The following is a 12,879-nucleotide window of genomic DNA, read 5'->3' on the forward strand; positions in this document are numbered from 1 at the left end:
CACCATTCGAGCGGAAACGACCATGCAAGACGACTCCTCCATCCTCGTTCAGAAACCTGCCGGCACGGGCCGGCGCCTCATCCTCCTGTTCCACGGCGTGGGAGCCACGCCGGAAAATCTCCTGCCGCTCGCCGCAGCGATCGCGACGACCGAACCGGCCGCCTGGGTGGTGAGCGTGCGCTCGCCGGATCCGTCGGATTTCGGCATGGGCTGGCAGTGGTTCCCGGTGCGCGCCGTTACCGAGGAAAACCGCATCGACCGCATCGCCGCTGCAATGCCGGGCTTCGTCCAGGCAGTGCGGGGCTGGCAGAAGCGGTCGGGGCTTGATCCCGAGGCCACGACGCTGATCGGCTTTTCGCAAGGCGCCATCATGGCGCTCGAATCGACTCAGCTGCCCGACGCGATCGCCGCGCAGGTGATTTCCATCGCCGGACGGTTTGCGCAACCGCCCCGGATCTGCCCGGAGACCATCACGGTGCACTTCGTGCATGGCGACGACGACCCGGTGATCGACCCGCGCTACAGCATCGCAGCGGCAGACCGGCTCGCTTCGATGGGCGCGCGAGTCGATCTGAACATGATTCCCGAGGTGGGGCACATGATCGATCAAGGCGTCGTTGAGCGGGTGTGCGAACAGGTGCGCAAAGGGTGAACAGTGGGGGGGCGCGATTCCCGTCCCCCACGGTAGGCGGCGTGTCCCGTTACGATCCGGGCCGTGACACGGGATTCAGGCGCCAGCCCGCGCGCGGGTCCGTCCTGCGCCTTCGATAAGCGCCGGGCGGCGTGCCCGTCCACTGCTTGAATGCGCGGTTGAACGCGGCTGGGTCATCGAAGCCGAGATCGGCGCCGATGTTGGCGATCGGTTCATCCGAGCGTGAAATGCGTGCGATCGCCACGTCGCGCCGCAGGGCATCCTTGATCGCCTGGAAGTGCGTGCCTTCGGCGTCGAGGTGGCGGGCGAGGGTGCGGGGTGAGATGTGCAGGGCGCGGGCGACGTCCCGCACCGTTTGCGGCGTGCCGAGGTGCGCTTCGAGCAGGTCGCGCACGCGGTGGGTGACCAGGCGTTCGCTCACCGAAACGTGGATCCAGTCCATCGGGGCCCTGCGCAGGAAGGCCGCGAGCGAGGCCTTGTCCTGGCGGATGGGGGCATCCATGAAGGCGGGTTCGATGTGGAGTGCGGTGAGCGGGCGGTCGAAGCGCGCGGGGCCGGCGTACATGTTGATGTATTCGCCGGCGTGCGGTGGGGGCGGGTAGGCGAGGTCGACGTGGGCGAAGAGGAGCTTGCGGTCGATCATCCACGACGCGATGCCTTGCGCGAGCATCAGCATCAGTTCCAGGATCAGCACCCGCGCATCGCCCAGGTCGGTCCGCTCGACCAGCGTGATACGCGTGAGGCCGTCATCGTCGTGCATCTCGAAATGGATGTCGTCCAGCATCAGCCGAAAGAAGCCGCAATACCGGTGCAGCGCGACGCGCAGGTTGGCAGCGTCGAGCAGACACAGGCACAGGAACTTGAGCGTGCCGGCGCGCAGGGGGCGCGAGAAGAAGAGAGGCGTCTCGTCATCCAGTTCGACCGCGAGCGTGCGGTAGAACAGCGCGAACTGTTCAACGGTGACGCGCGCCGATTCCTGTTCGAGCAGCGCCGGTGCAATGCCGGCGCGGGCGATGCAGTCCCGGGCGAGCGCCCGGCGCTCACCGAGCCGCTCGACGAGCTGGCCGATCATGCGGATCGGAACGGTGACGGATGGCCGGTTCATGCTTCAGTGATTCCCATGAGTCGGTGAATCGTGGCAGGAAATGTCAATCGATGGGCGTTTTCTGCCATCTACAAGCATGACCATACGCAATAGTATGGGTCGCAAATCACGACATCTGAAACAGTTAAGCCGTTGCCGGTGGGGTGATTGATTCGGAAACTCGCCGAGTTCTGGCAATTAAAGCACAGATGCACCCATTGCCCGCCAAGTGGTGGTGACGAGGAGAGATCATGGATTTCCAGTTGAACGCGGAGCAGCGCGAGATCCGCGAGCTCGCGCGGCGTTTCTCGGACCGCGAGATCGTGCCGCGTGCCGCCGGGGCCGATCGCAGCAAGGCCTTCCCGCTCGAGGTGCATCAACGCGCGCAGGAGCTGGGCCTGCTCGGCATCAACCTCCCGGAATCGGTCGGGGGCGGCGGTCTGGGCTGCCTCGAACTAGTGCTGGTGACCGAAGCCTTGTGCCGCGGCTGCCTCGGCATCGGCACTGCCTTGTGCGTGAATGCGCTGGCGACCGAGCCGATCGTGATTGCGGGTACCGAGGCGCAGCGCAGGCGCTATCTCGCCGCGGCGGCGCAGGGGGCGTTGGCGAGCTTCGCGATGACGGAGCCGGGAGCGGGGTCGGACGTGGCCGGCATCCGCACGCGCGCCGAGCGCGTGTCCGGCGGCTACATGCTGACGGGCAGCAAGATCTGGATCTCGAACGCCAACGTCGCCGAGTTCTTCGTCGTCTTCGCCAAGACCGCGCCGGATGCCGGCCACCGGGGCATGACGGCCTTCATCGTGCCGCGCGCAAGCCGGGGGCTGTCGGTCGGCGAGCCGCTGGGCAAGCTCGGACAGTGCGCCGCGCCCACCTGCGAGGTCTTCCTCGACAAGGTGTTCGTGCCGGAAGACCACCGGCTGGGCCAGGACGGCAGCGGCTTCGAGCTCGCGATGACGGTGTTCGACCACTCGCGGCCGATGGTCGCGGCCTTCGGGGTCGGACTCATCGAGCGTTGCATCGACGAGGCGCTGGCTTACGCGACCGAGCGCCGAAGCATGGGCAGGCGCCTGGTCGAGCATCAGGCCGTCGCGCATAAGCTCGCCGAGATGCGCATGAAGCTCGAGGCGGCGCGCCTGCTCACCTACCAGGCGGCGTGGCTGCTGGATCAGGGCCGGCCGAACACGATCGAGGCGTCGGTCGCCAAGGCCTTTGCCGCCGATGCGGCGATGTGGGCCGCGACCGAGGCGGTGCAGATTTTCGGCGGCATGGGCTACTCGACCGAGTATCCGGTGGAAAAACTCTTCCGCGACGCCAAGGTGCTGCAGATCTACGAAGGCACGAGCGAAATCCAGCGCAACATCATCGCCCGGGAAATGCAGCGGGCTTGAACGACAGGAGCAATCGATGACTCAACCCCACCCTCACGAAGCGCTGATCCTCGGCGCCGTCCGCACCCCCTTCGGCCGCCGCGGCGGCGCGCTGCGCGAGACCCGTCCCGACGAACTGCTGGCGACGGCGATCGGCGGCGTGCTGCAGCGCACCGGCCTGCCCGCCGATCGCGTCGGCGACGTGCTCGCGGGCTGCGTGAGCCAGGCCGGCGAGCAGGGCGCCAATATCGGCCGCCAGGCGGCGCTGCTGGCGGGTCTGCCGGCCGAGGTGCCGGGCGTGTCGATGAACCGCATGTGCGGCTCCAGCCAGTTCGCGGTGCATGCGGCGTCGCAGGCAGTGGCGGCGGGCGATCTCGATTTCGCGATCGGCTGCGGCGTGGAGAGCATGAGCCGCGTGCCGATGTTCCTTGATTTGACGCTGGGCGAGGGGGATTTTCGCGGCTTCGACGGCCTGCATCCCGACATCCTGCGTCGTTACGCGATCCCGCATCAGGTGGAGAGCGCCGAGCGCATCGCCGAGCAGTGGAAACTGTCGCGCGCGGACATGGACGACTTCGCGATCGAGAGCCATCGCCGCGCCGAAGCCGCCCGGGCCGCCGGCGTGCATGCCGAGATCCTGCCGGTGACGGGCGTGGACAGGGAAGGGGGGGCGATCACGCTGGCCCACGACGAGGGCATCCGCGCATCGATCGACGTGGACCGGATGCGCGGCATGGCACCGGTGTTCCGGCAGCCGGGCGAAGGCGGCGTCACCGCCGCCAACGCGAGCCAGATGTCGGACGGTGCGTCGGCGGTGCTGGTGGGGCGCCGCGGGGCGGCCGAGGCGCACGGGATCAGGCCGCGGGCCCGCTTCCGTGCGCGTGTGGCGGTCGGTTCCGACCCGGTGATGCAGCTCACCGGCGTGATCCCCGCTGCACGGCGCGCGCTGGAGGTCGCCGGGCTGTCGATCCGCGACCTCGACTGGATCGAGGTGAACGAGGCCTTCGCCAGCGTCGCGCTATGCTTCGCACGTGAGTTCGCGCCGGACCTCGACAAGCTCAATCCGTGGGGCGGCGCGATCGCCCATGGCCACCCGCTGGGCGGCACCGGCGCCGGTCTGATGGCAAAGATGCTCGCCGGGCTGGAGCACCGCGGCGGCCAGTTCGGCCTGCAGGTGATGTGCATCGGCCACGGCATGGCGACGGCCACGGTGATCGAACGGATCTGAAGCGACGAAGCAAGCAGGCAGACGAACAGGGGCACAGCCGAGACCCCGGTACAACAAAGGAGACGAGAGGATGAGTGCCGTGAAAACCGCCGACCTGAACGCGAACGCGCGTCGGGCCGCGCGCAACCTGATCGGCGATGCGTTCGCGCGATCGGTGCGCCGCAACCCGGAACGCGAGGCGCTGCGCTTCGAGGCGCGCAGCTGGCGTTACGCCGAGCTCGACCGCGCGGCCAATCGCGTGGCCAACCGATTGCTGGGGTTGGGCCTCGTCGCCGGCGACCGTGTCGCGGCCTACGGGCGCAATTCCGATGCCTACGTGCTGCTGTGGCTGGGCTGCGCGAAGGCCGGCCTCATCCACGTGCCGATCAATTACGCGCTGCTCGACGCGGAACTGCGCTACATCGTCGACCAGTCGGGTGCGCGTGCGCTGTTCTGCGACGCCGACATGGCGGTGCACGTCGAGGCGCTCGGGCCGACGCTGGGTTGCGAATGGCGCGGGACGCTGGACGGCGGCAGCGGGCAGGACGTGCTCGAGTGGGCGCAGGGTGCGGGGGATGACGTGGCACCGCACATCGACACGACGGATGAGGACATTGCCCAGCTCCTGTACACGTCCGGCACGACCGCCGCGCCCAAGGGGGCAATGATGAGCCATCGCGCGTTGCTGGCCGAATACACGAGCACGCTGCTCGCGACGGACATCCGCGGCGAGGACGTCTCGCTGGCCGCGCTGCCGCTCTACCATTCGGCGCAGATGCACGTCTTCCTGATGCCACAGCTGCTGGTCGGAGCCACGACGCGGCTGGTGCAGGCTCCGCAGCCGGACCGCTGCTTCGAGCTGTTCGAGCGTGAGCGCGTGACGTCCTTCTTCGCGCCACCGACGGTGTGGATCGCCTTCCTGCGTCATCCGGGCTTCGATGCGGCGCGCCTCGCCTCGCTGCAGAAAGGTTATTACGGCGCGTCGATCATGCCGGTGCCGGTGCTGCAGGAGCTCGCGTCGCGCCTGCCGGCGCTGAAGCTCTACAACTGCTATGGCCAGAGCGAGATCGCCCCGCTTGCGACCGTGCTGCGTCCGGAAGAACACGCCGAGCGCCCGGCCTCGGCGGGGCGGCCGATTTTCAACGTCGAGACGCGCATCGTCGATGTGAACATGCAGGACGTCGCGCCCGGGGAGATGGGCGAGATCGTGCATCGTTCGCCGCAGCTCATGAGTGGCTACTGGGACAAACCGGAGGAGACGGCAGGCACTTTCGCCGACGGCTGGTTCCGCACCGGCGACGTCGGTTACCTGGACGAAGGCGGCTATCTCTACATCACCGACCGCATCAAGGACATCATCAAGAGCGGTGGGGTGGTGGTGGCGAGCCGCGAGGTGGAGGAGTGCCTGTACACACACCCGGCGGTGGCGGAGGTTGCAGTGATCGGCGTGCCTGACGAACGCTGGATCGAGGCCGTCGCGGCCGTCGTTGCCTTGAAGCAGGGCGCCACGGCGAGCGCGGACGAGCTGATCGCGCACGTGCGCGAGAATCTGGCCGCGTTCAAGGTGCCCAAGCGGGTGTACTTCGTTGAGGACATGCCGCGCAACGCGTCGGGGAAGTTGCTGAAACGCGAGCTGCGGGAACGATTCCGTACGGAAAGTGGCAACTAGGATTCCCAGGCTCCGCGGCCGGTCGTCGCCTGGCGCCAAAGGTCCTCCCTGACGTGAAAACGCCCGACGCATCCGCCGGGCGTTTTTCGCTCGAGCCGGTCATCCTCGCAGTCTGGAAGCCGGCGGGGGGTCGGTGGCCGTGTCGGCCGCGTCCGGTTCGGCAGTCAGCATCTGCGCGATGTCCGGATCGTTGCTGAACGCCTCCGAAAAGTAGTTCACGAAGCTCTTCACCTTCAGCGAGGGGCGGCGCGATGGCTGGAAGACGACGTTGAGCGGCAACGGCGGCGGGCGGTAGCGCGTGAGGATGGCCTTGACGCGGCCGGCGCGCAGGTCGTCGCCGAAGGTCCAGAGGGGGGAATTGCTGATGCCGAGTCCTTCACAGACGGCCTGGCGGATGGCCTCGGAGCTGTTGGACTGGAAGTTGCCGTCGACGCGGACGCTGTATGGGCGGCCCTCGGCGTCGAGATAGTTCCATTCGTCGAGCGTCGCGAGGCCGGTGTAGATCAGGCAGTTGTGCCGGGTGAGATCGTTAGGGTGCTGCGGTTCGCCGTGCAGCTCGATGTAGGACGGCGCGGCGAGGGTGGCGCGGTGGGCGGTGCTGATGCGGCGGGCGATCAGGCCGCTGTCCTTGAGCTCGCCGACACGAAAGGCGACATCGATACCGGCGGTGACGAGGTCGGTGAAGCCGTCGTCGAGCTGAAGATTGACCTTGAGCTTGGGGAAGCGAGCGTAGAAGGCCGGCAGGCGCGGCACGATGTGCAGGCGCCCGAAGGCGACCGGGGCCGCGACGCGCAGCAGGCCGGAGATCTCGTGTTCGGCGCGATGCACCTCGATATGCGCTTCCTCCAGCGTATCGAGGACTTGCCGGCAGCGTTCGTAGTAGAGCTGGCCGGCTTCGGTGAGCGCGTGGCTGCGCGAGGAACGCAGCAGGAGCGGGGTGCCCACCAGCTTCTCGAGCGCCTGCACCTGCTTGCTGACGGCGGATTGCGTGGTGCGTGCCTCGCGCGCGACGGCGGAGAAATTGCCCGTTTCGGCGACGCGGACGAAGGTTTCCATCAGGCGCATGCGGTCCATCGCGACTCCGGATCATTCCTGTGGGGAATAGATGCTATCACCGCGTCGGGCTACTCTATCGGGCCACGCATGAAGATAATCGCCGCAAAGCGATCAGGCGACTGATCGCGATTGCGATCCACGAAGGAAACTGATCCATGACCGACCCCCGCAAGCTCTTCCAGCCCGCCCGCATCGGCGACATCGAAGTCGCCAACCGCGTCGTGATGGCGCCCCTGACGCGCAGCCGCGCCGACGAGGCGGCCGGCGACGTTCCCGGCAGCGCGATGAACATCGAGTACTACCGCCAGCGCAGCAACGCCGGCCTGATCATCAGCGAAGGCACGCAGGTCTCGCCGGTGGGCAAGGGCTACATGGCGACGCCGGGTATCTATTCCGATGCGCAGGTCGAAGGCTGGAAGGCGATCACGCAGGCCGTGCATGCAGCGGGCTCGAAGATCGTCGCGCAGATCTGGCATGTCGGCCGCGTGACGCATCCGGATCTGACCGGCGGGGCCCAGCCGGTGGCGCCCTCGGCGGTCAGGCCGAAGGTTGTCGCCCACACCCGCAACGGCAAGGTCGAGGTGCCCGAGCCGCGCGCGCTGAGCGTCGACGAGATCGCGAGCGTCGTGCAGGAATTCCGGCGTGCCGCCGCGAACGCGATCCGTGCGGGATTCGACGGCGTCGAGATTCACGGCGCGAACGGCTATCTGGTCGACCAGTTCCTGCGCGACGGCGCCAACCAACGCACCGACCGGTACGGCGGCTCGGTCGAGAACCGCGCGCGCTTTGCGCTCGAAGTCATCGACGCGGTGGTCGCCGAAATCGGGGCAGGGCGCGTCGGCATCCGGCTGTCGCCGGTCACGCCCGCGAACGACCTGTCGGACAGCAACCCGCAGGCGGTCTTCGGCTACCTCGTCGAGGAACTGAACAAGCGCGGCATCGCGTTCATCCACTTCATCGAAGGTGCGACGGGCGGTGCGCGCGACGTGCCGGGCTTCGACTTCGCCTGGGCGCGCAAGGCCTTCCAGGGCACCTACATCGCGAACAACGGCTACGACCGCGCGATGGCGATCGACGCGGTCGAGTCGGGCAGAGCGGACGCCGTGGCTTTCGGTCGCCTGTACATCGCGAACCCCGACCTCGTGCATCGGCTGAAGCACGACACCGTGCTCAACGCGCCGAACCCGAAGACCTTCTACGCGCCCGGGCCGGAAGGCTATACCGACTATCCGACGCTGGAGACCGCCGCGGCCTGATCGCTCTCCCTGACCCTTATCGGCAGCGCCGTCCTCCTCCCGGAAGCTGCCGCCTGCGCCCCGACTGGCTTGTCCAGGCGGGGCGTTTTTCATGTGCGCGGGGTTGATGGTGCTGGCGACGGCCTTGGTTGTTGATTTCTTAAATTCAGCAATAGCAAAATGATTGACGATAGACGAATTGATGTCTAGCAGCCTGTCGGACTATCGCCCGGTAAAATGCCGTGTCACCCTTGGAGCCTGACTGCGTGAGCCGCTTCCGCCCGATCGACCGCCAAACGGACTACCTGCTGCCGCCGTCGGTGCAGGACTGGCTACCCGAATCGCACCTGGCGCGCTACGTGGTCGATGTGGTCGACGGGCTGGACCTGTCGGAACTGGAGCGAGCCTACGCCGGCCGTGGAAGCGACGCCTACCATCCGGCGCTGCTGCTGTCGCTGCTGATCTACGGCTACGCGACGGGGACGCACTCGAGCCGCAAGATCGAGCGGGCCACCTACGATTCGCTGGCCTTCCGCTTCATCGCCTGCGACCAGCACCCGGACCATGACACCTTGGCGAGCTTCCGGCGCCGCTTCGGCGAGCAGTTCGCCGATATCTTCGTGCAGGTACTGCAAGTGGCGCGTGAGAATCGGCTCTCGCGCTTTGGCACGGTGAGTCTGGACGGCTCCAAGATCCACGCCCACGCCAGTCGGCACAGCGCGCTCTCCTACGGACACGCCGAAAAGATCGAAGCCCAGCTCAAGGCCGAAGTGCAGGAAATGCTCAAGCTGGCCGAAGCGGCCGATCAAAGCAGCGTGCCCGAAGGCGTGGATCTGCCGGCGGAAATTGCGCGTCGCGAAGCGCGGCTGGCCGCCATCGCCGCCGCCAAGGCCAAGATCGAGGCGCGCGCCGCCGAACGCTTCGCGCACGAGCAGGCCGAGTACGAGGCCAAGATGGCCAAACGCCAAGCCAAGCAGGCGGCCACGGGCAAGAAGCCCGGTGGCAAGCCCCCCAAGCCGCCCCAGGCGGGTCCGGGCGCCGAGGACCAGATCAATCTCACCGACGAGGACTCGCGCATCATGAAAGTGGCCGGCGGCGGCTTCGAGCAGTGCTACAACGCCCAGGCGGTGGTCGATACCGAATCGATGCTGGTGATGGTCCCCCACGTCACCCAGGCGGGCAACGACAAGGAGCAGGTCGAACCGATGCTGACGCGCATCGGCGCCTTGCCCGAAGGGCTCAATCGGCCCGAACAACTGCTGGCCGACACCGGTTTCTTCAGCGAACGCAACGTCCAGTGCTGCCAGGACGCCGGGGTCGAACCGCTGATCGCCGTGGGGCGTGATGAGCACCATCCCGATTGGCGCAGCCGCTTCGACGAACCCGCGCCGCTCGAGCGCTCAGCCAGCCACGTCGAACAGATGAAGCACGCCCTCAAGACCCGCGCGGGCCGCGCGGCCTACGCGCTCAGGAAACAGACGGTAGAGCCGGTGTTCGGCATCATCAAGTCAGTGATGGGCTTCCGCCAGTTTCTGCTGCGGGGCTTGGACAACGTGTGCAACGAATGGACCCTGGTGTGCCTGGCGTGGAACTTCAAGCGCATGGCCGTATTGCGTCCGCAGTGAGAAAAAAGGACAGGGGCATTGTGATTTCGAACAAAAACCGCCGATTGGAGCCTGAAATGCCCATCGTCTCTCACAATGTGAAATCAATCCCTCGGCCGCGGTGCCCGCGAGCTTGAAGTCCGACAGGCTGCTAGGATTTGAATCGTCCACCCCACCAAACAGAGAAGACCAAATCCATGACCACCAAAAAATTCGCCTCCCAGGCCGACCTCGAAGAAAAGAAGATCAGCTGGGACAAGCTCTCCGACAACGCGTATGCCTACACCGCCGAGGGCGACCCCAACACCGGCGTGATCATCGGCGACGACGGCGTGATGATCATCGACGCGACCGCGACGCCGGTCGCCGCGCAGGGCGTGATCGCCAAGGTGCGCGAGATCACCGACAAGCCGATCAAGTACGTCGTGCTGACGCACTACCACGCCGTGCGCGTGCTCGGCGCCTCCGGCTACAAGAGCGAAGGACTCGAGCAGATCATCGCCAGCCGCGACACGTACGACTTGATCGTCGAGCGCGGCCAGCAGGACATGGATTCGGAGATCGGCCGCTTCCCGCGCCTCTTCCAGGCGGTCGAGAGCGTGCCGGGCCTCACCTGGCCGACGCTGACCTTCGAAGGCGAGATGACCCTGTGGCTGGGCACGCTCGAAGTGAAGATCAAGCAGCTCGGCCGCGGCCACACGAAGGGCGACACCGTCGTCTATCTGCCCTCGCAGAACATCTGCTTCTCGGGCGACCTGGTCGAAGCGGACGCCGCCTGCTATACCGGCGACGCCTATCTCGCCGACTGGCCGCAGACCCTCGCCAACCTCGCCGCGATGAAATTCGACAAGCTCGTCCCGGGGCGCGGCCCCGCGCTGATCGGGCGCGAGGCGGTCGATGCCGGCCTCGCCTACACCCGCGATTTCGTCTCGACGCTGTACCGCAGCGCGCAGGAAGCGGTCGCGCAGGGCTTCGACCTGAAAGCGACGATGGCGCACACGCGCAAGAACATGGACCCGAAGTTCGGCCAGGTCTTCATCTACGAGCACTGCCTGCCCTTCGATGTGACCCGCGCGCACGACGAGGCGAGCGGCATCCGCGATCCGCGCATCTGGACCGCCGAGCGCGACCAGCAGATGTGGCATTCGCTGCAGGAATGACGCTGCCGGAGCCGTCGGCTTCCTGACGGTTCCGATCCCTGATTTTCCTGGCTGAGCAATCAGCCGATCAGAGTCGCGCCCCCTGCGGGCGCACGACTCCGGGCCGACGCACGCCAAGAGGCGGGTCCGGAACCATGAAAACAAACGGAGGAGACACCGTGCTGAGCACGTTCCAATACCCGAAGTTCGAGTACGTCCGCCCGCCCGAGATCGCCGAAGGGCGCGAGGGCCATTACCCGGTGGTGATCGTCGGCGCCGGCCCGGTCGGCCTCACCGCCGCGATCGACCTCGCCCAGCAGGGCCAGCGCGTGCTGCTGCTCGACAACGACGACACCGTGTCGATCGGCTCGCGTGGCGTGTGCTACGCGAAACGCACGCTCGAGGTGCTGGATCGCCTCGGCTGTGCCGAAGAGATGGTGCAGAAGGGCGTGTCGTGGAACGTGGGCCGCACCTTCTTCCGCGAGGAAGAGGTGTTCAACTTCAACCTGTGCCCGGAGCCGGACCACCACCGGCCGGGCATGATCAACCTGCAGCAGTATTACCTCGAAGACGATCTGATCAAGCGCGCGCGCCAGCTGCCGAACCTCGAGATCCGCTTCCGGAACACCGTGATCGGCGTGACGCCGGCCGGGGATCGCGCGACGCTGCGGGTCGAGACCGCCGACGGCGCCTACACCGTGCATGCCGACTGGCTCATCGTCGCCGACGGCGCGCGCAGCCCGATCCGCACGATGCTGGGCCTCGACATCGACGGCAAGATCTTCATGGACCGCTTCCTGATCGCCGACGTCGTGATGAAGGCCGATTTCCCGACCGAGCGCTGGTTCTGGTTCGACCCACCGTTCCATCGCAACCAGTCGGTGCTGCTGCACCGCCAGGCCGACAACGTGTTCCGCATCGACTTCCAGCTCGGCTGGAACGTCGATCCCGAAGAAGAAAAGAAGCCCGGGAACGTCATCCCGCGCATCAAGGCGATGCTCGCAGATGACGGAAATGAGGACCGCGAATTCGAACTGGAATGGGTCAGCGTCTACACTTTCCAGTGCCGGCGCATGAACCGCTTCAACCACGGCCGCGTGCTCTTCGTCGGCGACTCGGCGCATCAGGTCTCGCCCTTCGGCGCACGGGGCGCGAACTCGGGCATCCAGGACACGGACAACCTCGTGTGGAAACTGAAGCTCGTGATGGACGGCAAGGCACCCGCGACGCTGTTGGACACCTACTCGGAAGAGCGCTGCTACGCCGCCGACGAGAACATCATGAACTCGACCCGCTCCACCGATTTCATCACGCCGAAAAGTACGGTCAGCAAGACCTTCCGCAATGCCGTGCTGGGCCTCGCCGAGAACCACGCCTTCGCCCGCGCCCTGGTGAACTCGGGGCGCCTGTCGGTGCCCAGCTTCCTCGCCGACTCGAGCCTGAACACGGCCGATTCGGAAGTCTTTGCCGGCAGCATGATCCCGGGTGCGCCGCTCGACGACGCCCCGATCCAGACGACCGACGGCACGCAGTGGCTGCTCGGTGCGGTCGGCAACCGTTTCCAGCTGTTGCACTACATCCCGGATGCGGGCGCCCTCGATGCCGCCACCGCTCGGGCGCTGCGCAGCCTGATCGACGCGCCGATCCCGGTCGAAGCGATCGTCGTCGCCGAGCGCGGCACCGCGCCCGCCGGGCTGACGACGCTGATCGACGCGAAGGGCCGCGTGCGCGAACGCTACGACCTGCGCGAAGGCACGAGCTACCTCGTGCGCCCGGACCAGCACGTCGCCGCCCGCTGGCGCGCGCTGGATGTCGCCCAGGTGCGTGCCGCCGTGGCGCGCGCGACCTGCAACGCCTGATGGAGAC

10 protein-coding genes are annotated in these 12,879 nt (G+C 66.9%); 8 read left to right on the plus strand and 2 right to left on the minus strand.

Features of this window, described 5'->3' with window-relative positions; translation table 11 throughout:
* Positions 1-22 precede the first annotated feature (22 nt).
* Positions 23-652: an esterase gene (gene ypfH / locus CDA09_RS08755; protein WP_121428266.1), complete on the plus strand. Its 630-nt coding sequence runs from the start codon at positions 23-25 to the stop codon at positions 650-652.
* Positions 653-701: 49 nt separating this feature from the next.
* Here the strand turns inward: ypfH and CDA09_RS08760 are convergent, their stop codons facing one another.
* Complete coding sequence (locus CDA09_RS08760; RefSeq protein ID WP_121428267.1) at positions 702-1,757, minus strand: AraC family transcriptional regulator; 1,056 nt, start codon at positions 1,755-1,757, stop codon at positions 702-704.
* 230 nt (positions 1,758-1,987) lie between these two features.
* On the opposite strand from CDA09_RS08760, the gene CDA09_RS08765 reads away from it, so the two are divergent.
* From CDA09_RS08765 to CDA09_RS08775, 3 genes are all read left to right on the plus strand, one after another.
* On the plus strand, positions 1,988-3,124 hold the full coding sequence (locus CDA09_RS08765) for an acyl-CoA dehydrogenase family protein (protein WP_121428268.1): 1,137 nt from the start codon (positions 1,988-1,990) through the stop codon (positions 3,122-3,124).
* 16 nt (positions 3,125-3,140) lie between these two features.
* Positions 3,141-4,331, plus strand: a complete 1,191-nt coding sequence (locus tag CDA09_RS08770) for a thiolase family protein (protein ID WP_121428269.1) — start codon at positions 3,141-3,143, stop codon at positions 4,329-4,331.
* Positions 4,332-4,401: 70 nt separating this feature from the next.
* Positions 4,402-5,979: an acyl-CoA synthetase gene (locus CDA09_RS08775; RefSeq protein WP_121428270.1), complete on the plus strand. Its 1,578-nt coding sequence runs from the start codon at positions 4,402-4,404 to the stop codon at positions 5,977-5,979.
* A gap of 99 nt (positions 5,980-6,078) precedes the next feature.
* Here the strand turns inward: CDA09_RS08775 and CDA09_RS08780 are convergent, their stop codons facing one another.
* Entirely contained in the window at positions 6,079-7,053 is a 975-nt protein-coding gene (locus tag CDA09_RS08780) for a LysR family transcriptional regulator (protein WP_121428271.1), read from the minus strand.
* A gap of 137 nt (positions 7,054-7,190) precedes the next feature.
* Between CDA09_RS08780 and CDA09_RS08785 the strand changes: the two genes are divergently transcribed.
* The 4 genes from CDA09_RS08785 to CDA09_RS08800 all read left to right on the plus strand — a co-directional run bounded on the left by CDA09_RS08785 (position 7,191) and on the right by CDA09_RS08800 (position 12,872).
* Positions 7,191-8,291 (plus strand): alkene reductase, encoded by a 1,101-nt coding sequence (locus CDA09_RS08785; RefSeq protein ID WP_121428272.1) that lies wholly within the window; start codon positions 7,191-7,193, stop codon positions 8,289-8,291.
* Between the two features lie 245 nt (positions 8,292-8,536).
* On the plus strand, positions 8,537-9,895 hold the full coding sequence (locus CDA09_RS08790) for an IS1182 family transposase (RefSeq protein ID WP_050417858.1): 1,359 nt from the start codon (positions 8,537-8,539) through the stop codon (positions 9,893-9,895).
* A 176-nt stretch (positions 9,896-10,071) separates the two neighbouring features.
* Positions 10,072-11,034, plus strand: coding sequence for an MBL fold metallo-hydrolase (locus CDA09_RS08795; RefSeq protein ID WP_121428273.1), 963 nt, complete (start codon positions 10,072-10,074; stop codon positions 11,032-11,034).
* Positions 11,035-11,192: 158 nt separating this feature from the next.
* A complete protein-coding gene (locus CDA09_RS08800) occupies positions 11,193-12,872 on the plus strand; it encodes an FAD-dependent oxidoreductase (protein ID WP_121428274.1) in 1,680 nt (559 codons plus the stop codon).
* Positions 12,873-12,879 lie beyond the last annotated feature (7 nt).

Source organism: Azoarcus sp. DN11 (assembly GCF_003628555.1).
GTDB lineage: Bacteria > Pseudomonadota > Gammaproteobacteria > Burkholderiales > Rhodocyclaceae > Aromatoleum.